The following is a 21,918-nucleotide window of genomic DNA, read 5'->3' as shown; positions in this document are numbered from 1 at the left end:
CACTTTCAGGCAAGGGCATGTGTCCCGCAATCAAATTCGACATTATTTATCCGTGCGCGCTTTTGGCGGATTGTCCGGCCTTACGTGCATTGAGCTGCATGAATACTTGACGAAATGTAAATAATCCAGAGTGGACTTTAAAATTGTCGTGAGGCATGGAAGCTAGGATTAATGACTATGCCCTTCGTCGTTTAACTCCTCTTCTATAGCTGCTTCTGCGGTTGCGATGCGACCGACTCTGATAGATAGGCAATCCTGGTAACTGGATAAACCGGGAACGGGGATATGTTCAATTGCATTTGCCCTCCTCTTTCTCGCCCTGTCTGCCTCTAGTTCTAATGAGGTGACGGAAACAACTAGATTGAATTTAGAAAGTGTCCATCCGTTATTCGGTTTATGACAGCTGCTGGCGTTCTTTTCTGCGAGTTTGCCTAAGTGAGCTGTTTCAATATTTCGGACACTAAGCTGCCAGTTTTACACGCTTCCTACATCAAACTCGACGACCCTCGCCGCGCGATCGAAGAACGACGCCGTCTTCTTGGCCGGAACCTGGCCATCGATGGTCGAGTGCGGCCTGAACCGGTTGCAGTAGCGTTCGATGCAGTCGATTGCGGCATGCTTCGCGTCGGCGCACGTGGCGAACTTCTGCTGGCAGCACATCTCATTTTTTAACGAAGAGAAAAACGACTCCGCGACCGCGTTGCCGTGGCAGCTGCCGGTGCGGCCGCACGACAGCCTCACGCCGTTTCCCTCGGCTCAGTCGGCGAACGCCTTCGAGGAGTACCGGCTTGCGCGATCGCTGCGGAAGATGGCGTTCTCGGCTACGTACCCGCGCCCCTCGGCCGTCTCCGGCGCCGATATCACGTTCTCCAGCTCGAGCTCGCGTATGCGCTTGCGGGCGGCCTTCATCTCGTCGCCCTCTGCTTTGGCCGCGGCCGCCGCGGCCAGGTTGGCCAGATCCTTCCTCCTGAACGCCACCCATCTCCCCAGGCCTTCTCATTGATGCCGAGGTCGGCGGCCACTTGGGCGATGGACTTCTCCGACGCGATGGCGAAGTCCGCGGTCTCGGTGCGGTTGTCCGCTGTGTAAGGGGGCCTGTCTGCCATGGCTGAACACTCCTTTCTTTTTGGCGCTGAAACGATAGTCGCCGCTCAACGCCATTCCTCTAAGTCAAGTGTCCAGAAATACGATACAGCTCGGTACGAGCTCCTCCCGATCGGCGAGTGGCTGACCGAGGACGTGGACGACGTCGCTGTCCGGTTCCTGTTCGAGCTGGTCGAGCGCAGGCACATGTCTCACTCGACCGTGCTGTGCACGCAGTACACGCCGGCGGAGTGGCACGGCAGGCTCGTCGCGTCGAGGAAGTAGCGTCCCGGTGATGTGGAAACCGCGAAGCACCCGATACTGAAACGGCGTGAGCATCGATACTGAAAGTGCGAAACGGGCGGTGCTCATGCTGCGAAATACTCACGGTAAGCCAAATTACCGAGTCCATGTCAAAGAAGTCGAACTCTGGGCGAAAAAGGAGCTCGCCGAGCTAGTCGATAAATACATCGGCTAGCCGCCAACAGCATCAGAAACCAGTCGCGTCGTCCAGGGCACCTCGATCTGGACGACGCGACTGGTTTCCGCCATCCCGCGTTGCAGACAACGCCACAGACCGATACGTCCATTTTCATGTCCGCACAGAGCGCTATCCTAGGTCTACATAGAACAACGTCTTTGCTTCACTAAGGAGCACGCCATGTCCGAGTCTACGCAGCTTGCAAACCTCATCTCCGAGCTTGAGATTGCACCCGTCACCGATGACGAGGCACTCAAGCACGAGAAGAACGCTATCCCGTTCGCTTCACTCGCCGCCCTCGGCGGATCCATGCTCTCGCTTTCGGACACGTTCCGCACGGTTACCACTACCGCAACGCAAGTTCTGCCCGAGGGACTCTACAGCATCAATTGGCGTGGATATGAAGGTTCCCTCATGGCGCTTAAAGATTGTGCCGGATTCACCTCAACGATCCAGAAGACAGTCGGAGGTCTTGGACAAGTCGGGCTCAACCCCGTCTCCGCCGTCCAAACAACCACCACCGCAACCGTCACCCTCATTGACCCGGTAACTCTCGGCATTGCAATCGCCATAGCAGGACTCGAGAAGAAGCTCGACGAAATCCAGGAGACCCAAAAGCAGATTTTGGGCTTCATCATCGACGTAGAGAAATCCAAGCTCAAGGGCAATCTCAACGCGCTCAACGGCCTCGTCCAGCGCTACAAGTACAACATCGATAACCAAACGTTCTGCAGCACCACTCTCAACACCATCGCCAGCATTGAGCGCGAGGCCAACCAGGCGATTGAGCTGTGGAGCAAGAAGGCGCAGGAGTGCCTAAGCAGCTCCGCACCCATTGAAGTCGGCGCCAGCGTGCACGACCGCGCGACCAGCGCAAAGGACGCGCTCGTCCAGTACCAACTCGCGCTCTACGAGGTGGCGTTCTGCACGCTGCTCGAAGTACTTGTGAACAAGAACTTCGAGCAGGCCTACCTGAATCAACGCAGCAAGGAGCTTGAGGAGAAGTCGCTCGAATACCGAAAACTCTTTACCGAGTGCTCTGAAAAGCTCGAGCAGAGCATGAACAACACGGTCGAGCAAGGCGTCCTTGGTGCAGGTGCCGCCGTAACCGGATTCCTCGGCGACATGCTCGCCAGTATTCCCGCAATCCAGGACTCCCCCGTAGACGAAATGCTCAAGGATGCCAGCAAGGACATCAACAAGTTCAAGGACAGCCAGATTAAAGACGAGATTGGTCGCTTTGCCAGCAAGAAAGACAGCTGCGTTGCCCCCTTTGTTGAGAGCATCCACATGATCCAATCCACCTTCAACAAGCCGCTGGAACTGTACATGGACAACGAGAACGTGTACTACCAGCTGGCGGGATAAGGAGGGGAGATCATGGAGTGGCTCTGCTCAAAAAACGAGCTGCTACTTAAAGTGTCTGATACGGCAACACAGCGCGTTGCCGCAGACTTTGTCTGGGAAAACGCGCAGGGCAATGTGGAGTTGAACCTACCTCCGCTTAACTCGATTGAGATTCGTTGTTCAAAAAGACCGCTAACGCCGCTGATAAAGCTTGAGGAAAGTGCTTCTGCGAGCTTCGGGGTAATCCACCTCTACGCCCGGAACTTGCAGGGCAAGATATTTCCCATAGAGCTACCGCACAAATCAGACCATGCACTCATCAAGAACACATGGCATTCCTTCGATTACAGATATCAAGAGATCGAAGGCACCTTGAATAGTCTCGGCGTCACACTCGGGGTTGACCTCACCATCTCCCAATACATAAGCTGCCTCAAAGAGCTCGAAACTAAGGACTACTTCGAGTGTCTCTACCGTGTATCGGCAGATCTTGTCTCGACCGAGGCACTCAGCCTATGCGACAGCATCGAGGAAACCGTCTGTCACTTCACGGGTAGCCTCTTCGAATACCAGGCAGTCGGAAGCGCATGGTTGAACTTCATGCGAAAGCAATGCCCTGGGATGATCTTGGGCGACGGCATGGGGCTCGGCAAGACAATCCAAGTCGTCAAGGTGATCTGCGACCAGCTCAACGAGAACCCCAGTGCCAAGATCCTCATCATCTGTCCTTCCGCTCTCATGGAGAACTGGTCGCGAGAAATCGACAAGTTCTCGAACGGAATCACCAAACAGAAACATTCGGGACAGGCTCGATCCTACGATTTCAGAAACCTAAAGAAAACAAACGTCACCATTACAACCTACGACACGGCGAAGAACGACAGAACCGTGCTCGACCAGATCGAGTGGGACATTGTCGTTCTGGACGAAGCACAGGCGATCAAGAATCCAACGTCGCAAAGGTCCAAGCAAATAAAGCTCATCCCTCGCAAGCTTGGCATAGCGGTAACGGGCACGCCGTTCGAGAACCATATGACCGACATCTGGTCACTCATCGACTTCTGCATCCCGGGTCTTCTTGGAAGCCAAAACGAATTCAATTCAAGGTTCTCCGACGATGACGAGTCGGCGTCCCTGCTCGGCAGCATGATCGCCCCTTTGCTACTGAGACGAACACTAGATGACGTACCCAACGACCTGCCCGACCTCATCGCGATACCCATGCCCATAGAGCTTGAAGCGGCAGAGGCCAAGCGCTACGAAGAACTCAGGCAGCAATACACTACGTCCGGATTCGCGCTAGCAGCGATCAACAAGCTGATCGCATCTCTTGCTGCGCCAAAAACGAGGGACGAAGGCGTATCGGACCTGAAATACGAATACCTGGACACCGTTGTCGACGAGATTACATCGGTTAACGAGAAGATGATCGTTTTCGCGGACAAGCTCGTCGCAATCGAGGCCATGCGATCAAGGTACGGAAAGAAAACCAGCGTCTATACGCTAACGGGCGAAGACAAGCCCGATGAGCGACAGAGGATCGTCGACGATTTTTCGACGATCAAAGGCTCGGCCCTTTTGGTTGTCAATCCCAAGGTAGGCGGAGCAGGTCTCAACATCGTCGAAGCGAACCACGTCTTCCACTTCTCACCGCAATGGAACCCGGCAGTCATAGACCAGGCTGACGCCCGTGCGCACAGGAGAGGTCAGAAGAAAAAAGTAATTACGCATTACCCCTACTATGCCAACACCGTTGAGGAATACATGTGGCAGAAGGTCTACCTAAAACGTGATCTCGCCGAACAGGTAGTCGTCGGCAGCGACGGAACCATCAAGGCGAACGAAATCGCAGAAGCATTGACCATCTCACCGGTTTAGGAAGGAACCAGCAATGAGCAGCAACGAAGAAAGCTATATCGTCCGACCAAATCCCGCACGCCTCCTAGAGGGTCTTCGCGATACCGGCTACGTTTTCAACACCGCCGTCGCGGACATCATCGACAACTCCATCGCCGCCAATGCTACGGAAATCTGGGTCACCGCCTTCCAGGGTGCGGATAACAAGATCAGGGTCTCGATTACCGACAACGGAACGGGCATGGACAAAGACGCCCTTAAGAACGCGATGCAGTACGGCGCCGCGCCACGTGAGGACATCCACTGCTTAGGCAAGTTCGGCCTGGGTCTAAAAACCGCATCGACATCGTGCTGTCGTCGTCTCAAGGTCATATCCCGCGATGACCCCAGTGGAGATTTCGAGTGCGCGATCTGGGATCTCGATAGCATCGCCAAGGAGAACGATTGGGTTCTTAAATTCGAGAAGCCCACGGATGACGACCAGGACGAGCTGGAGCTCATAGAAGACTCGGCGGGAACTGTAGTCGTCTGGGAAAAGTGTGACAAGCTGCTTTCAGCTCGCTACACGAACCCCGATTCCGAGCCATTCCACAAGGCGTTTGAACGCAGCCTGAAGGAACTCCGGCAGCATATCGCCATGGTGTACGAGAGGTTCCTGAACCATGACGACGATCGCGCCGCAAACATCAGCATCCACCTTAACGGCGAAGCGGTCGAGGCATGGGACCCGTTCTGCAAGGAATACGATTCGGTAGGCTACGGCGAGCAGAACATACCCGTCTCAGGCTCCATCATCGAGGGTGGGTCGAGCACTATCAAGGTCAAGGCGTACATCGTCCCCGCGAAGCGCGAGCTGCTGAGCGAGAAGGAGTACGACAGGGTGATGCCGGGCAGGATCGAGAGTCTCAAGTCGTTTACCGACATGTCGCTGAGCGGTTTCTACGTATACCGTGAGAACAGACTTATCCACTGGGGCGACTGGTTCGGAATCAAGGGTGTCGACTTCCACAACAGCCTGTGTCGCTTCGAGCTTTCGTTCAATGCCGAACTCGACGACATCTTCCAGGTCGACATCAAGAAATCCAGAATCGTGCTCAACAGCTTGGTGAAAAGCAAGCTGGTGCAGTTCGCCGACCCCATCAAGAAGGAAGGCGACAAGCGCTACCGCGGCACGCAGAGAAAAGCCGCCGTGGAGAGCTCGGGAGACATGCACGCCGAAGTCATCCCCGCGCTGGAAAAGCAAGAATCGGATTACCGAGGAAGCTCCATGTCTGTAAACGAGGAAGGTAAAGTCGAGGTCAGCAACAACTTCGGAATCACTGTCACTTCATATGATTCAATAAACGCTGGACCGGTATTCGAAGTGGTAGAAAGCCTCGCAGACGGCATACTGTGGGAACCGGCGTTCATCGGCGGCAAGCGTGGTGTACTGGTAAACGCCGGACACGAGTTCTACAAGCGCTACTATGGCAACAATATGGACAACCCGCTGGCGGTCAAGGGCCTGGATTGTCTCTTCTGGGCCCTCGCCGCGGCGGAAACGGGAGCAACAAGCCAAGACGCGCAGATCAACCTTGAAGATTCGCGCTACGATACATCCAGGCTGCTCAGGGACCTCGCCCGAAGCGTGATGCCCGACGTTTCAATCGAAGATTTCGAAGGCGATGGCGAATAGTAGATGGCTCTGGATCCCTCTCACCTCGAGAAAGAGCTGACGGCAAAGCTTCTCGTACCAATAGAGTGCGAAGATTCCGGTGCACGAATCTCCTGTAGGCCCGCTATATTCCAACAAGGCCATGGGTTTTCGTTTGATTGCTCTGTCATGTCACCAACACTGTTCGTAGCCTCGCTTCAACTTGATTCCTTCGGTGTCGATATCGTCGACGCATGGAGGAACCACCATGCGTCGACGGCTCAAGAAGCATTCGCGTTCCTGGCATCTTTAAAGTGCGACATCTCGGTCTGGCTTCGAGCTAACGGCGCGCGCTTCTCAACCGCTGACGAGATCGCGGCGATTCCAGATGAAGACTTAGACGCAGCGAGCACGCGGTTGAGGCTCACGCTTCAGACCGATGGAAAGTCGAGCGTTTCCGAGAACATCGCAACGTTGCTATTCGCTTCGCTCGGCTTCTCCCTTATTCTCGCCGATGCCTACGCGAACCTGGAAAATAGCGAAGCCCCTGAGTTCAATACAGAGGCGGAACTCGAGGGGGCAGCTTACGAAGCAACATCCGTAAGGTATGAGCGTAGCAGGAAGAATCGCATGCGTTGTATAGCCGCCCATGGCGATAGATGCTATGTATGCGGCTTCGACTTCGGAAAGGCATACGGGCCCTTTGCCGAGGGGTTTATCGAGGTTCACCACCGAACGCCAGTATCGACGTTGAGCAAAGAAACGAAAATCGACCCGGTAAAGGATCTGGTTCCGCTTTGCGCAAATTGTCATCGTGCCGTCCACATCACAACACCACCCATGAATCCAGACGAGCTGAAAGAGATAGTCGGGAGTAGAAAGTGAAATACCACGTCCTTCCACCCAACGCAGGCCGAACGATCAATAGCCTTAGAGACTCAGGTTACGACTTCAAAACCGCTGTCGCCGATATCGTGGATAACTCCATCGCGGCGCATGCGTCCGTGGTGCGCATCACCGCTGTTTGCCGAAGCTACTCAGGAGACATCATCGTCTCTATCAGCGACAACGGCCACGGCATGGGCATCGACCAGCTCTGCAACGCCATGACGTACGGGTCGGACGTCCGCGAAGATAAGCACAGCCTCGGTAAATACGGCCTCGGCCTCAAGACGGCATCGACCTCCCAATGCAGGAGGGTGTCGCTCATCTCAAGAAACGTCCCAGGAGGCAAGGCGAGCAAGCTCACACTGGATATCGGCCATGCGGAGAAGACCGGCAAGTGGGAATACATCGAAAGCGAGCCTACTCGCAACGACATGCGCTACCTAAAGGCAACGGCGGGAGAAGGAACAGGCACCACGGTCCTTTGGGAGGACTGCGACCGTCTCATGGGCCGATCCTACAAGAACCCTGGTGGAACCGCACAGCAAAATGCACTGAAGAGAAAGGTCGAGGAGCTCAGCTTCCACCTCAGCATCGTGTTCCAACGATTCATCGACCATCAGTATTACGACGTCCCCAACGTTGAGGTGATCGTCAATGGCACAAGCCTAAAACCGTTCGATCCGTTCGCGCTCGAACTCGGCCTTACCGAAACCGTAGTGGATGAAGTTCTTTACCCCCAAGCCAAGCTCAACGGCGACCCTGAAAAAGGATTTCATCTCGTTGGCCGCATCATCCCCGCGCGCGATGAGCTCGAGACATCTGCCAAGCAGAACGTGGTATTCCCGCCCGGCGTTAACCCGGACGACATGCAGGGCTTCTATATCTACAGGGAAAACCGCCTCATACATTGGGGCGACTGGTGCGGTATCTATAAGACCGAATTTCATTACCGTCTTTGCAGGATCGAACTCTCCTTCTCCTCAGATTTGGACGAGTTCTTTAACGTCGACTTTCAAAAGTCCAAAGTAACTCTCGAGCAAGGAATCGCATCGAGACTCAAAGAGCAGATCCTTCCGGGCTTGCGGACGAAAGCTGGCGAACGCTATCGCTCCGGCTCCACGAATGCGGAAACCAGAGCGGCACCATCCCGCCACGCGAGATCGAACAAAACAATTTCCAAGCTTGAACAAAGTGAACAGGGCAGCCTATTCAAAGTATCCCAATTGAAAGACGGGACACGTAAGGTAACGAGTGCCAAGCAGCGTTCCTTCATCGAGGTAATCCCGCTTGAATCAAAAGTTGGACAGAAGGTCAACATCCGCCCGGTCGACCATCTGCCCGAAGACGCCCTATGGCGTTCCGGGCTATTCTCGGATTCGGGCATAACGAGGACCTACGTCGAAGTGAACGTGTCTCATCCGTTCTATCAAAGGGCGAACGCGATTGCTGGAGGAAGCTCGAGGATGACGAGGTGCCTCGACTACCTGATCTGGTCCCTCGCGCAAGCGGAGTATGCCACCAAAGACCAGGAGTCCCTTGAGAACTACCACGACATGATCACGGAGGTCTCGAGAACGCTTCGACTTTTAGCCGAGGACCTTCCCCCCGTTGACGAATAGAGCATTCGCTGCCTCGATTATCATGTCCGCACGGGCACATACTATCGAATAAACCAAGATTGCCTTCGAAGCGATGGAAACCCGCTTCGAAGGCTACACTTACTCGCAGTGCAACTTGATATGCCCCGAAAGATGCTACATACAGTGCGTATATAACGGTTAGGGACCTGATTGCGGGCGAAGAGGCGGCCAAAGCCAGCGCAAAGTCCGATGACAATCTTTAGCCACTGCGCTGAACGGCGCGACCGATCGGCAGGCTGTCGGGAAAAGTCCAGGCAACCTGCCGATCAACGCTTCATATCGTTGCCGCCGATATTCCTGTGGATAAGGAGTTTTTAACCGCATCTGCTCATTGTTCGGCGATGCTCGTATCGATGGATAATTCTGACGCTGCTCAAAAGTTCCGGACGAAATATCGATGGCGGCCTTCGTGTTGAACTGATCCGTCTTGCCGGGTTTTCTTTAAGATTTTCGTTTCGTCGAGCTGTGGCTGGGAGGGGGTTACTCCCAGTGACCTGCGGCATCATGTTTGGCGCTGCATCCGGAGCAGCCGGCGAGTGGGGCGCTCGTCGCCATGGTGAGCGCAGTGGATTCATGGCGGGTGTGGCAACGGGATTGCTGTTCGATGGGTGTTTCGACGGCTATATCAATCGATTCCGCGAGTTTGATTTTTCGAGAGGCAAGCCTCAGAAAACGGGGCCGTCTCGTCAGGAGGTGGCCGCGCCCATCGAGCCCCGCGGTGTAGATACCTCAAGAACGAAGGTAATCGTCACCAAGCACGGCAAGATTTATCACCGTTCTGCGGGATGCAAAAGCCTTCCTCAAAGCGCCATTAAAACGAGCGTGCCATTGGCGACTGCGCTCAAACGAGGCAAGACGCCCTGCCCAACATGTTGCCCGCCAGCGGCTTAGATGTTCCTTTGGGGGTGTTCTGCAAGGATATAGGTCCTTGCAGACGCGCGGGCCTAAAAACGTGTCCGCACGCAATGTGACACTTAGCCTGTCGCCCTGCTCTGTCGCGGCGGCATGTACCTGAACAACGACCCTCTAAGGAGCTCGAAATCTATGAGTGACAACACCAAGCATCTCGCAAAGAAGTGCGTCAAGGACGCAGGGCCGTGCCTCGCGCTGTGCGTGGCCGGTGCTGCGGTCGCGCTGCTGGCTGTTCTGGGGCCGTTCGACGTGCTCCGAAGTGCCAGCTCTCTGCACGTTTGCATGGCCCTTGCCGGCGCCATGATAACCGGTGGCGTGCTCGATCTGATTTTTTGGGTGCTCGACCCGTTTGGATGGAAGAACGAAGGGTAAGTCCTAAAGGATGGATACCCCGCAGTAACAGGAGGTCCCCGTGATCTGGTTTACCAGCGATACTCACTTTGGGCATGAGAACATGCTACGGCTTAGCGATAGGCCTTGGTCGACTGTTGCGCAGATGAACGACGCCATGGTCGCTAACATTAACAGCAAGGTCGCTGCGGATGACGAGCTCTACATCTTGGGTGACTTTAGCTTTAAGATGACCGCCCGGGATGCCTACGAGCTGCGCAAAAGCATTGTCTGCAAGCGCGTCCATCTGCTGCCCGGCAACCACGACAAAGACTGGACGCAGTCTGCGGTAGCGGATGCTTTTATCGTCGAGCCGTCCATTTGCGTGCTCAAGATCGACCGCCAAAAAATCGTGCTGAGCCACTATCCCATGGCCGACTGGCAGGGCATGTCGCACGGCAGCTGGCATCTGCACGGGCATATCCACAGCTGCGGCGACGCGTACAACAAGTTCAACCTCAGACAGGGGCTGCTGCGCTACGACGTGGGCGTGGATGCTAACAGCTACGCCCCGGTAAGTCTGGATGAGCTCAGGTCGTGGTTTGCTCAGGTAGACGAGCCAGTGCGGTGCGTTAAATGGCCGTGGTGGGTCAACGCCACGGGTGACGAGCAGATCGAGCACGATCTCGAAGCCTATAAGAGGGAAGTGGTAATCCGATGACGGTCTATGTGACGGGCGATATTCACGGCGGCGTCGACATGCAAAAGCTGCGCGACTGGGATCTTGGGGATAGTCTGACGAGCGATGACTATCTGCTTGTCGCGGGCGACTTTGGCTTTCCGTGGGATTTCTCTGCCGAGGAATGCATCGATATCGCCTGGCTGGAATCGCGTCCCTATACCGTGCTGTTCGTCGACGGCAATCACGAGCGTTTCGATCACTGGGCGGAGCGTCCCATGGAGCTGTGGCACGGTGGGCTAACGCAACGCCTGTCGGATACCTCTCCCATACGGCGCCTGACGCGCGGCGAGGTTTTTGAGCTCGACGGCTCAACGATCTTTACCATGGGCGGCGCCACGAGCGTGGATAAGGAATACCGCATTCCCTATTCCAGCTGGTGGCCACAGGAGCTGCCGGACGAGCGCAACTTTGAGGAGGCGCGGACAAAGCTCGACAGCGTGGGCTGGAAGGTTGACTACGTGGTCACCCATACCTGCTCTACGCGCATGCTTTCGCCCACGCTCTATCCTGCGCCCGGCTGGAATTGCCCCGACGTCGACCGACTTACAGCATTTTTCGATGAGCTGGAAGACCGCTTGGCCTACAAGCGCTGGTACTACGGGCATTTTCATCGGGATGCCAACCCTGCCGAGCGCCATACCGTGCTCTACGACTGCATCGTTCGCTTGGGCGACGAACTCCAGCCCTGGGACGTTGCGTAGGGGCGAGGTATTTGGCTACTCGGCCGTTACGGTGATGTTCTCGCGGTGCGCGCGGATGACATTCCAGCTAAAGTGCTCGACCAACTGCTCGGCAGAGCGCGACGTGGTGTCCGGCGCGATGCCCGTTTGCCCGGCGAGCCATCCCAGCAGTGCCTCGGGCGTGCCAAAGTGTGCGCGTAGCTCGCCCAGGTCCAGATCGCGGTCGCGCTTGGAAAGGCGGCGGCCGTCCGGCGACATGAGCAGCGGAATGTGCGCGTAATGCGGCGTGGGAAGTCCTAGCAGATGCTGCAGGTAGATTTGGCGGGGCGTGGAACCAAGCAGGTCACATCCGCGCACGACCTCGGTGACGCCCATGGCAGCGTCGTCGACCACCACGGCTAGCTGGTAGGCAAAAACGCCGTCGCTGCGGCGCACCAAAAAGTCGCCGCACTCGGTGGCGAGTGCCTCGCATTGGGCTCCGTACGTGCGGTCAACGAATTCGATCACGTCGCCGGCGAGGTCGTCGACGGCGGGCACGCGCAGGCGCGTGGCGGGAGCGCGCAGGGCACTGCGGCGGGCAACCTCCTCGGCAGAAAGGCCTCGGCAGGCGCCGCGGTAGATGGGCGTGCCGTCGCTGGCATGCGGCGCGCTCGCGGTGTGGAGCTCGGCGCGCGTGCAAAAGCAGGGATAGGTGAGGCCGGCGTCTTGCAGCTGGTGCAGGGCGTCCTCGTACAAGTCCAGGCGATCGTGCTGGTAGTAGGGGCCTTCGTCCCACTCAAGCCCCAGCCAAGCTAGGTCATCAATCAATTGGGCGGCAAGTTCCGGGCGCTTGCAGCGATCGTCCAGGTCCTCGATGCGCAACACGATGCTGCCGCCCTGGCTGCGGGCCGAAAGCCACGAGCACAGGCAGCTGAACACGTTGCCCAGGTGCATGCGGCCCGAGGGCGACGGGGCAAAGCGGCCTACGACAGGTACGGGAACGGAGGCGGGCGGCGTTGTTGGCGCGTTCGCGGCGGGCGTTGCTATGTTGCGTGCGTTGATATCCATGCGGACGAGTATAGCGCGGGGCGCGATGGGGAGGCGTCACTGTGGTCCGCAAGTTGTCGAGGCCCCGCATTGCGTATGGTGGGCCGCAGGCTCGGTGCTTTGATTCCTGTCGATCAACTCAGTACCTTAGACAACAGAAACCCCGGCAGCTCTTCGCAACTGCCGGGGTTTCCGCGGAAAAGGGGGACATGATCCTCGAGCGAACGGCAAAGGGGCAAACCGGTTTCGCTCAACTGCTTTATGCCCCTCGGCTGGCGGCTCAATCAGCGCGTGCCGCGCCCACACAAAGCTGCTACACCTGTGACGGAGCTGTGAAGTGGTATCTATTGCTGGCGCGGGCCATGCCAAGGGCGTCCCTCATGACTAGTCATTTAAGAACGTCCCCAATGACTAGCTGCTGGCGGCAGGCATGTCTTTCATCCCGTTTGGCGCTCCGGTCGCCTAGATGTTCGTCATGTGTACCCGCAAACGTGGGACAATGGCGCTGTTGGTTTTACAGACAAAGGATGTGCCTATGAACGCCCCCGTTGCCAATGCTTGTCGGCAGCGCTGCCTGCTTGCGCGATTTGCTTCCATTTGCGCACTCGTCGCGTGCGTGCTGCTGCTGTTGCCCGCCGTTGCACGTGCCGACGGGTATTCCATGACCCAAACCTATATCGGTGCCACGGTTGAGGCCGATGGATCGCTGACCGTTGTCGAGGGGCGCCAGTTTGATTTCGACGACGACATCAACGGCGTGTATTGGGATATCAATACGGGCACCAACCAACAGGGTGGTACGGCGGGTGTCGATGTGCTGAGCGTCGAGGAAGATGATGCCGCGTTTAGCAGGGTTGACTATGCAAACAAAGGCGACAACGGCGTCTATACGGTTGAGCAGTCCGACGGCGGCGTAAAGATCAAGGTGTTCAGCCCCCACGAGAGCGGCGACAGCGCGATCTATTACGTGAGCTACACCATGACCGGTGCGGTTATGAACTGGTCCGATACCGCCGAGCTCTACTGGAAGTTTGTGGATGACGGCTGGTCTGCGGACTCCGATGACGTCGAGATGGAAGTTTACTTCGCAAATGCCGCTGCCGGAACGGCGGCCGTCAAGGGCGATAACTTCCGTGCATGGGGCCACGGTCCGCTCACGGGCGACGTGTCGCTCGACGCGGACGAGCCCATGGTCACCTATACCATACCCTGCGTGCATCAGGGCGAATTCGCCGAGGCGCGCATCGCCTTCCCCAGCGATTGGGTGCCGCAGCTCGCCGCCTCGGGCAAGGAACGCATGTCGACAATTCTGAGCGAGGAGAAGGCGTGGGCCGAGGAGGCCAACGCCCGCCGCGCTCACGCCCGCATGATCGCCAATGCACTTGCCGTGGTTAGCGTTGTCGCGGCGGTTGCCTTTACCGGCACAATCGTCGTGCTCAAGTTGCGCAAGCGCAAGCCCAAACCGCTGTTCCAGGACGAATACTTCCGCGACGTGCCCTCGGCCGACCATCCCGCCGTGCTTTCGGCCCTCATGAGCTGGAACGAGGTGCCCGATCAGGCATATATCGCCACACTCATGAAGCTCACCGACGATCGCGTGATCAAGTTAGAGGAGGCAATCGCGACCAAGGGCAAGAAGGGCCTGCTCCGTCGCGAAAAAGAGGAGCAGACGTATCGTGTGACGGTGAGCGATGCGGGCTGGAAGTCGGCCAAGGGCATTGACCGCATGGTGCTCAAGGTCTTCTTTGCCGGTGCTAAGCCCGACGAGAACGGCGATCGCTCGCGCACGTTTGACGAGCTGCAACACTATGTTAAGCAGCACGCTACGCCCGTGGGCGACAAGCTCAAGGACTATCAGAGCACCGTTAAGGGCAAACTGGCCGATAGCGAGTACGTTGCCTCGGACGGCATTGTCGCAATGGTGTTTTGCCTGGTTCTTGGTACTCTGATCGCCTTTGTTCCCGTGGGATCCATCTTCTTTACCGACGGCGCACAGGTGAACATTGTCGCCGCGGTTATCTCGGTGCCGATTGTGCTGGTGGGTATTGGCGTGGGCCTTACGTTCCGCCGCCTTACGCCGGAGGGCGCCGAGGTGGCGGCTCGCTGCAAGGCGCTCAAGCATTGGCTCGAGGACTTCACGCGTCTAAAGGAAGCCGTCCCCGGCGATCTGGTGCTGTGGAATAAACTTCTGGTGATGGGTGCGGCGCTGGGCGTTTCCAAGGAAGTTCTGCGTCAGCTTGCCGAGGCCGTGCCGCCCGAGGTGCGCGAGGCCGACGGCTTCTACGACAATTACCCCTGCTACTGGTGGTACTACCATCACTACGGAAACCAGTCTCCGCTCGATTCGTTCGATGGCGTGTATCACGAGAGCATCCGTGAGCTGGCTTCGAGTTCCGATAGCTCGAGCGGCGGCGGTGGTGGCTTCTCGGGCGGCGGGGGCGGCGGCGTCGGCGGAGGCGGCGGCGGAACGTTCTAGCGGTCCTAAATTATGGGATGGGCTTTTCTCGGCAGCCGTCGGGGAAAGCCCATCCCCTTTTTATGCACCAAAATGCGCCGATCTTTTACTTTTGCCCACCGCTATTTGCAGACTCCTCTATAGGGTGATGCCAGCGAGGGTTTCGGCGACTCTTTTGTTCAAGACTGTCCCCGGCGACTAGTCATTTAAGAACGTCCCCAACGACTAGGTGTGGTTGCTGCCAAGGAGTGTCCCGGGGTGCCGGCACAAAGGGGACGTCCCTAACTGCCGGTTTTAGGCTGTTAGGTCGAGTTCGTAGAGGAAGCTTTCGCGCGGCATGTCGTGGCGGCGCTCTTCGCGGCTGGCGTGGTGCGTGGCCGTGCGCTTAAAGCCGTGCAGCTCGTAGAACTTCCACGAGCAGTTGGAGTCGGTATACAGGTGCGCTCTCGACGCTCCGCGCGAGGACAGGTGCGAGACCGCGGCATCGAGCAGAACCGAGCCAACGCCCAGGCCGTGGACATCGCGATCCACGGCAAGCAACGTGACCTCGTTGTCATGCGGCAGCGGGCTGCTCTCGAGCAGACGGTTGTTGGTCCGAATGGTGGCGCGCACAAACGAGAGATACTCGGCACAGGCATCGGGCTCCAGCTCACGCATCTGCGACAGCAATGCGCGTTCGGTATCCATCCAATGCTCCTTAACGGTGGCGCCGCTGCTTTGCCCCGCACGTGCGAGTGCAATGCCGCGCGCCTGGCCGTCGATTACGGCGACCTGCGAAAACGTCGAGGAAGAAAGGCAATAGGCAAGATCGCACGCGGCCTCAAGGCGGTTGTACTCTTCGTTATCCGAATTGTTATGCCAAAGCTGCTGCAAGATCAGCGCGATGGCGTCGAAGTCTTCGGTATCAAACGGTCGGTAGAGAACCCGCGAGACCATAGTGCCTCTTTCTATTGCGGATGCATATCGAGCACAGTTCTACCACGCCATTGGCATCTAATTATGGTGCCCCTGTGTTCCATCAACTCACCGTGCCCAGTGGCGCTCCTGCAACCCCCGCTCGCAAGCTTTTTCTGCACATGCGCCCGTTACGGGGTGCATCGATGCGCTCGATGCGCTACATTGAATCAGTATTTTCAATGCCGCTGCGCGAGCGCTGCAGATCGACGTATCACCGACTCACAGAGCACGGCGGCGTACCAGACAGGAGGACTGCATGGGATCTGATGTGAAGATCGCACGCGCGTTGATCTCGGTTACCGATAAGACGGGCGTCGTCGATTTCGCACGGACGCTGGTTGACGACTTTGGCGTCGAGATCATCTCTACGGGCGGCACGGCTCGTGCCATCGAGGACGCGGGCGTTCCCGTAACCCCCATCGAGGAGTTCACGGGCTATCCCGAGATGATGGACGGCCGCGTCAAGACGCTGCACCCCAAGGTTCATGGTGCACTGCTGGCTCGCCGCGATTCCGAGCAGCACATGCAGGAGGCAGCTCAGCACGGCATTAAGCTGATCGACCTGGTCGTCGTCAACCTGTACGAGTTCGAGAAGACCGTCGCCAACCCCGAGGTCACCTTCGCGGATGCCATCGAGCACATCGATATCGGTGGCCCCTCCATGCTTCGCTCTGCCGCCAAGAACGCCGCGAGCGTTACCGTCATCTCCGACCCGGCCGACTATGATGCCGTCCTGGCCGAGATGCGCGAGACCGGTGGCTGCACCACGCTTTCCACCCGTCGTCGCCTGCAGGTGAAGGTCTACCAGACCACCGCCGCCTACGACACGGCTATCTCCCGTTGGCTTGCTGCCCAGGCAAGCGACGTGGCGGACACCTCTGCCAAACTCGAGGTCTCGCTGGAGAAGGTCGACGACCTGCGCTATGGCGAGAATCCTCAGCAGAAGGCTACGGTCTACCGCTTTGCCGATGGCTGCGAGAACTCCGCGAGCTCGCAGTTCCCGCTCGTGGGCTCCGAGCAGATTCAGGGCAAGCCGCTCAGCTACAACAACTATTTGGACGCCGATGCCGCTTGGAACCTGGTTCGCGAGTTCGACGAGCCTGCCTGCGTGATCCTCAAGCATCAGAACCCCTGCGGCTCCGCCGTTGCCGAGGACATCACGGCTGCCTACGACCGCGCCTTTGCCTGCGATCCCAAGAGCGCTTTCGGCGGCATCATCGCCTGCAACCGCGAGGTTCCCTTTGAGCTGGTTGAGCACTTTGCCGATCAGAACAAGCAGTTCGTCGAGGTCATCATCGCCCCGAGCTACACCGCCGAGGCGCTCGAGCGCATGGCCAAGCGCCCCAACCTGCGCGTGCTGGCTACCGGCGGCGTGGACCACGGCGCCAAGGTGGAGCTGCGCTCCATCGACGGCGGCATGCTGGTGCAGGAGGTCGACCACGTGATCGAGGATCCCGCGACCTTTACGTTCCCCACCGACCGCAAGCCCACCGATGCCGAGATGGCCGAGCTTGAGTTTGCCTGGAAGGTCTGCAAGGGCGTCAAGTCCAACGCCATCCTGGTCTCCAAGGGTAAGGCCGGCATTGGCATGGGCCCGGGCCAGCCCAACCGCGTTGACTCCGCACTGCTTGCCTGCGAGCGCGCCGAGGACTTCTGCGAGCGCGAGGGCGTGGAGAAGGGCGGCTTTGCCTGCGCAAGCGACGCGTTCTTCCCGTTCCGCGACAACGTCGACGTGCTTGCTGAGCACGGCGTGACCTGCATCATCCAGCCCGGCGGCTCCAAGCGCGACGACGAGAGCATCCAGGCCTGCAACGAGCATGGCATCGCAATGGTCTTCACGGGCGCCCGCCACTTCCGCCACTAATGATCGTTACGCGGTTTTACCAAACCGCGTAACTGCTCGACGCTGCGCCGGCCCCAAGCACCTCATCTCGCCGCTCAAACCGTCGCTCGCGTACAGAAGTACGCGTCGCTCCTCTTTCGCGGCGACCTGAGGCACTTGGGTCCGGCTCGCTGGCTTATGCTCCACCAGCGGTATTGGCTCGCCCCGAACTAAAGCTATCTATTGCCGCCCGTGCCGGTTGGTGCAGGCGGCTTTTTTGGGTATAACGGTGCGGTGTATGTTTTTGAGAAAGGTTGGATATGGCCGTTGTGGATGATGCCGAGCTGTTTGGCAATGCCGAGGACCAGCGTGCGTACGAGGACTTTTGCGCCAATCAGGAGGCGGTCGAGAAGTTTACGCTCGACAAGCCCGCGCTTGTCTGCCGTTGGCGCATGTCCAACAAAAAGGTGCCCATGCTCAACCGCCACATTCGTGCGCTGTCCGAGCGCCTGGTGCAGGGCGAGCCGCTCACCCATAACATGCTCAGCTGGGCCAAGCAGCACGTTGAGTGGTCGCTTGCCGAGGGCGATTACACCGCGCGCGACGGCGTGCTCATGCTGGTGATCGACGTTAACGGCAATGCCGCCATGACGGTGGGGGAGTACGAGCCGCTGGCCGATACTTCGGCCAAGGCGCTGCGTGCCCGCTCCGCCGAGGCCCGCTCCGAGGCCGACGAAACCGGCGTGGCGCCCGAGCTGCTCGCCGCCGTCAACAACGGCGAGCTGGTCTTTGTGGCACCGGCGGACGAGTGCCTGTGTGGCACGGCGACGCTTATCGAGCAGCTGGCCCAGACCAAGGGCATCCCGGTCACGCGCGTGGACATTCCCGCGCAGCTCAAGGGCGCGCTGTTCCTGGTGAGTGACGAGCACGGCGTGGTCCCTGCCGCCGAGACGGACGCCGCCGAGTCCGACGCCGCTACGGTTGCCTTCTTTGCCGAAGGCTACGAAAAGCTCCGTGCCCGCCGCTCCTAACCTCAAGGCGGGGTGGGCTTACTGAAGCGAGCGAGCGCGTTCGATGGCGTAGGCGAGCGACAGCTGCTCCATCTCTGGGGCGCATTTGTAGCTCAGCCCGGTGAGAGCTGTCACCTTATCGAGGCGATACCGAATCGTGTTCGGGTGCTGGCTCGTCTGCCTGGCGGTTCGCTCGATACGTCGGTCGTTCTCGATGAATGCGGCGAGTGTGGATTCCAGTTCGCTGCCATGCTCGCTGTCGTGCTCGCGTATCGGCGAGAGAATCGCCTCCGAGAACGATCGCATCTCAGGGGTTTCCGCAAAAGGCATCACGGTTCTCAGGATGCCGAGCTGCGTATAGCGGACGGGGCCCTCGGCTCGTTGACAAGATAGGCGCTGTGCGTAAATCGCCTGCGAGATCGCCTGCGCCACCGCCTCGTCTCCAAACAGAATATCGCTGATGCCGAGTCCTTCCGCTCCGCCATCGATACCGCTAACCTCGATGAGCTCCGTGAGCGCCTGCGCGATTCGCTCCACATCGAGCGTCTGCTCCGAGTCGCTTGTCGCTACGAATAGCAGACCTCCGTCATAGGGTGCCAGCATGTTGTGGCATTCGGCGAGGGTCGATTTTGAACAAAGACGTTCGATTTGCAAAAACGTACGCGGGTCGAGGGGCTCTGCAAACGATGCGAACAGGGCGACCGCTTCGTCCAGAAAGGCATATTCAGCGAGTCGGTGGCGGAGTTGATTCTGAGTAACGCTTCCGTGATCCTTGAGCGCAGCCGTCGCATCGTCCTTCAGAACCTTGCTGTTCTGGAAAAGTGGGTCGAGAGCGAGCCGCACCTGTCGTTCGTCAAGCCCGAGGCGGGTAGCACCGCGCTTGTGTATTACGACTACGACAACGACTCCAGGACGTTCTGCACCGACATGATTAAGAAGTCCGGCGCGCTCGTCACCCCGGGCGATTGCTTCGAGGAGCCCAAGAGCATGCGTATCGGCTATGCATACTCCGATAACACCGACGACCTGCAGAAGGGCCTGGATGCCATCTCTGCGTACATGCGTACGCTCGAGTAGAGGCTCAAGGTCGAAGTGATGGGGCCGATCGGTTTAGGACCGAGGGCCCCCATTTTCTCTCAAGGCTACCGAACGCTTTTGTCACATTAGGTGCCCACGGGGTCGTATCGCTGCGACGCCGTGGGCATAATGGTGTGGAAGGTGCAAGTTGCGCGAAATGGGAGGACACATGGCGCTGATCTATGTCGTTGAGGACGACGAGCGCATTCGTCGTGAGCTTGTCGACATCCTTGCCCGCGCCGGGTTTGAAATCGAGGCCTGCGAATCGTTTGAGCATGTCTCGCGCGATATCCTTGCCGCCGCGCCCGACCTGGTGTTGCTCGACCTCACGCTTCCCGTCAAGGACGGCCAACATATCTGCCACGAGGTTCGCCGCGAATCCGAGGTTCCTATCATCGTCCTCACGTCGCGCACGACCGAGATCGACGAGGTCATGGCCATGACGCTTGGCGCGGACGACTTTGTTCCCAAGCCTTACAGCGCCCGTGTGCTCGTGGCGCACATCAATGCGTTGCTGCGCCGCACCGCGGCGGCGGGCGATCGCAGCACGCTCGTCCACAAGGGGCTGGAGCTCGACCTCGCCCGCTCCATGGTCACCAATACGGCAACCGGCGACAGTACCGAGCTCACCAAAAACGAGCTGCGTATCCTCTCGCTGCTCTTGGGCCGCGCGGGCAAGATCGTCTCGCGCTCGGCTATCATGCAGGACCTGTGGGACTCCGACGCCTTCGTGGACGACAATACGCTCACCGTCAATATCAACCGCCTGCGCACCACGCTCGAAAAAATCGGCATCAAGGGGTATTTGACGACGCATCGCGGCCAAGGCTATTCGGTCTAGGGGCCGGTTATGTCGTTTGCCAAGTTCTTTAAAGATGCACTGCTTCCCGTTGCCGTGTGGACCTGCGGCGTGCTGCTGAGCTGTTTTGTACTGACGGTCGCCGGCGCCCCGGCATCCATCGTGGTCGTGGCGGTCGGTGTGTCCTTTATCTTTGGCATGCTGGGCATCGTGATCGAGTACGTGCGCCGTCGTCGTTTTCTGTGCCAGCTGGAGCGCGCGGCAGAGGAGCTGGGGAGCCCCGCATGGGTGCAGGAGATGGTGCAATGCCCGACCTATGCCGAGGGCGAGCTCGAATATGAGGTCTTGCGCCGGGTGGGCAAAGCCGCTTGCGACGAGGTGGCGGAAGGTCGGCGCCAGACCGATGACTACCGCGACTATATCGAGAGCTGGGTCCACGAGGCCAAGCTGCCCCTGGCGGCGGCTCATCTGATTTTGGAAAACCTGGACGGCAGCGAAGACGACCTGTCGCGCGTGGATGACCTGGGTCGCGAGCTGGCTCGCGTGGAGCGCTATATCGATCAGGCGCTGTACTATGCGCGCTCGGAAGTCGTAGAGCGCGACTACCTAATTCGCCGCTGGGGTCTCAAGAGCTTGGTGACGGGCGCGATTAAAGCCAACGCGCGCGAGCTCATTGCGGCGCACGTGGCTCCGGTGTGCGAGAACCTCGACTTTGAGGTGTTCACCGACGAGAAATGGCTCGAGTTTATTCTGGGCCAGCTCATTCAGAACAGCATTAAATATGCGCGTGAGGACGGCGCGAAGATTGTGTTTTCGGGTGCGTTGCTGGACGAGGGCCTGGCAAGCGAGCGCATCGAGCTTACCGTCGCGGACAACGGCTGCGGCGTGAGCGCGGCTGACCTGCCGCGCGTGTTCGAGAAGGGCTTTACCGGCGATAACGGCCGCACCACCAAGCGCGCAACGGGCATCGGCCTCTACCTGGTGGCGCGCCTGTGTTCCAAGATGGGCATCGACGTTGCCGCGGCATCCGACTCCGGCGAAGGCTTTGTCGTAACATTCGCTTTCTCGACCAACAAGTTTCAATACTTCGAGTAGTCGGGCCGTCTTGTGGTGCGGATGGCTATGTTCCCGAACGTGAACATGGCTATGAGGCTCTAAAAAATCACCCAAAAAAATGTG

General features: G+C 58.4%; 20 protein-coding genes. 15 read left to right on the top strand and 5 right to left on the bottom strand.

Annotated elements, in window-relative coordinates; genetic code table 11:
- Positions 1–474: 474 nt before the first annotated feature.
- Together ACTQ05_RS02200 and ACTQ05_RS02195 are read right to left on the bottom strand one after the other, a co-directional pair.
- Positions 475–741, bottom strand: a complete 267-nt coding sequence (locus tag ACTQ05_RS02200; protein WP_441016016.1) for an integrase core domain-containing protein — start codon at positions 739–741, stop codon at positions 475–477.
- Between the two features lie 15 nt (positions 742–756).
- A complete protein-coding gene (locus ACTQ05_RS02195) occupies positions 757–978 on the bottom strand; it encodes a hypothetical protein (protein ID WP_441016019.1) in 222 nt (73 codons plus the stop codon).
- Positions 979–1,104: 126 nt separating this feature from the next.
- Between ACTQ05_RS02195 and ACTQ05_RS02190 the strand changes: the two genes are divergently transcribed.
- From ACTQ05_RS02190 to ACTQ05_RS02150, 9 genes are all read left to right on the top strand, one after another.
- Positions 1,105–1,368 (top strand): hypothetical protein, encoded by a 264-nt coding sequence (locus ACTQ05_RS02190; RefSeq protein WP_441016022.1) that lies wholly within the window; start codon positions 1,105–1,107, stop codon positions 1,366–1,368.
- A 376-nt stretch (positions 1,369–1,744) separates the two neighbouring features.
- Positions 1,745–2,932, top strand: coding sequence for a hypothetical protein (locus tag ACTQ05_RS02185; protein WP_441016024.1), 1,188 nt, complete (start codon positions 1,745–1,747; stop codon positions 2,930–2,932).
- Positions 2,933–2,944: 12 nt separating this feature from the next.
- Positions 2,945–4,789, top strand: a complete 1,845-nt coding sequence (locus ACTQ05_RS02180; RefSeq protein ID WP_441537834.1) for a DEAD/DEAH box helicase — start codon at positions 2,945–2,947, stop codon at positions 4,787–4,789.
- Between the two features lie 13 nt (positions 4,790–4,802).
- Positions 4,803–6,443, top strand: a complete 1,641-nt coding sequence (locus ACTQ05_RS02175; RefSeq protein ID WP_441016030.1) for an ATP-binding protein — start codon at positions 4,803–4,805, stop codon at positions 6,441–6,443.
- Between the two features lie 3 nt (positions 6,444–6,446).
- Positions 6,447–7,286, top strand: coding sequence for an HNH endonuclease (locus ACTQ05_RS02170; RefSeq protein ID WP_441016033.1), 840 nt, complete (start codon positions 6,447–6,449; stop codon positions 7,284–7,286).
- On the top strand, positions 7,283–8,908 hold the full coding sequence (locus tag ACTQ05_RS02165; protein WP_441016035.1) for an ATP-binding protein: 1,626 nt from the start codon (positions 7,283–7,285) through the stop codon (positions 8,906–8,908). The genes ACTQ05_RS02170 and ACTQ05_RS02165 overlap by 4 nt, the downstream gene beginning before the upstream one ends.
- 1,065 nt (positions 8,909–9,973) lie before the next feature.
- The gene (locus ACTQ05_RS02160) at positions 9,974–10,213 is read left to right on the top strand and encodes a hypothetical protein (RefSeq protein ID WP_441016041.1); all 240 of its coding nucleotides are present in this window, start codon (positions 9,974–9,976) and stop codon (positions 10,211–10,213) included.
- Positions 10,214–10,253: 40 nt separating this feature from the next.
- Positions 10,254–10,892, top strand: a complete 639-nt coding sequence (locus ACTQ05_RS02155; RefSeq protein WP_441036925.1) for a metallophosphoesterase — start codon at positions 10,254–10,256, stop codon at positions 10,890–10,892.
- The gene (locus tag ACTQ05_RS02150; protein ID WP_441537833.1) at positions 10,889–11,614 is read left to right on the top strand and encodes a metallophosphoesterase; all 726 of its coding nucleotides are present in this window, start codon (positions 10,889–10,891) and stop codon (positions 11,612–11,614) included. The genes ACTQ05_RS02155 and ACTQ05_RS02150 overlap by 4 nt, the downstream gene beginning before the upstream one ends.
- A gap of 15 nt (positions 11,615–11,629) precedes the next feature.
- Here the strand turns inward: ACTQ05_RS02150 and gluQRS are convergent, their stop codons facing one another.
- On the bottom strand, positions 11,630–12,640 hold the full coding sequence (gluQRS, locus tag ACTQ05_RS02145; protein ID WP_441062965.1) for a tRNA glutamyl-Q(34) synthetase GluQRS: 1,011 nt from the start codon (positions 12,638–12,640) through the stop codon (positions 11,630–11,632).
- Between the two features lie 514 nt (positions 12,641–13,154).
- Between gluQRS and ACTQ05_RS02140 the strand changes: the two genes are divergently transcribed.
- A complete protein-coding gene (locus ACTQ05_RS02140; protein WP_441062966.1) occupies positions 13,155–15,095 on the top strand; it encodes a DUF2207 family protein in 1,941 nt (646 codons plus the stop codon).
- A gap of 273 nt (positions 15,096–15,368) precedes the next feature.
- Here ACTQ05_RS02140 and ACTQ05_RS02135 read toward each other — a convergent pair whose 3' ends face one another.
- A complete protein-coding gene (locus ACTQ05_RS02135) occupies positions 15,369–16,010 on the bottom strand; it encodes a GNAT family N-acetyltransferase (RefSeq protein ID WP_441016056.1) in 642 nt (213 codons plus the stop codon).
- 277 nt (positions 16,011–16,287) lie between these two features.
- Here ACTQ05_RS02135 and purH point away from each other — a divergent pair, with 277 nt between their 5' ends.
- A complete protein-coding gene (gene purH / locus ACTQ05_RS02130; protein ID WP_427794233.1) occupies positions 16,288–17,895 on the top strand; it encodes a bifunctional phosphoribosylaminoimidazolecarboxamide formyltransferase/IMP cyclohydrolase in 1,608 nt (535 codons plus the stop codon).
- A gap of 278 nt (positions 17,896–18,173) precedes the next feature.
- Positions 18,174–18,884: a hypothetical protein gene (locus tag ACTQ05_RS02125; RefSeq protein WP_441062967.1), complete on the top strand. Its 711-nt coding sequence runs from the start codon at positions 18,174–18,176 to the stop codon at positions 18,882–18,884.
- Positions 18,885–18,902: 18 nt separating this feature from the next.
- Here ACTQ05_RS02125 and ACTQ05_RS02120 read toward each other — a convergent pair whose 3' ends face one another.
- The gene (locus tag ACTQ05_RS02120; protein WP_441062968.1) at positions 18,903–19,466 is read right to left on the bottom strand and encodes a PucR family transcriptional regulator; all 564 of its coding nucleotides are present in this window, start codon (positions 19,464–19,466) and stop codon (positions 18,903–18,905) included.
- Positions 19,467–19,607: 141 nt separating this feature from the next.
- Here ACTQ05_RS02120 and ACTQ05_RS02115 point away from each other — a divergent pair, with 141 nt between their 5' ends.
- The 3 genes from ACTQ05_RS02115 (at position 19,608) to ACTQ05_RS02105 (ending at position 21,834) form a co-directional block, all read left to right on the top strand.
- Positions 19,608–19,940 carry a hypothetical protein gene (locus ACTQ05_RS02115; RefSeq protein WP_441062969.1) on the top strand — a complete coding sequence of 111 codons (333 nt, stop codon included), beginning with the start codon at positions 19,608–19,610 and terminating at the stop codon, positions 19,938–19,940.
- Between the two features lie 169 nt (positions 19,941–20,109).
- Positions 20,110–20,781: a response regulator transcription factor gene (locus ACTQ05_RS02110; RefSeq protein ID WP_427728526.1), complete on the top strand. Its 672-nt coding sequence runs from the start codon at positions 20,110–20,112 to the stop codon at positions 20,779–20,781.
- 9 nt (positions 20,782–20,790) lie between these two features.
- On the top strand, positions 20,791–21,834 hold the full coding sequence (locus tag ACTQ05_RS02105; RefSeq protein WP_441062970.1) for a sensor histidine kinase: 1,044 nt from the start codon (positions 20,791–20,793) through the stop codon (positions 21,832–21,834).
- The last annotated feature ends 84 nt before the right edge of the window (positions 21,835–21,918 follow it).

It is taken from the genome of Collinsella sp. LCP21S3_A9 (assembly GCF_052118785.1).
Taxonomy (GTDB): Bacteria; Actinomycetota; Coriobacteriia; order Coriobacteriales; family Coriobacteriaceae; genus Collinsella.
The sequence above is the reverse complement of the archived record's forward strand: the minus strand, read 5'-3'. Positions and strand labels throughout refer to the sequence as shown.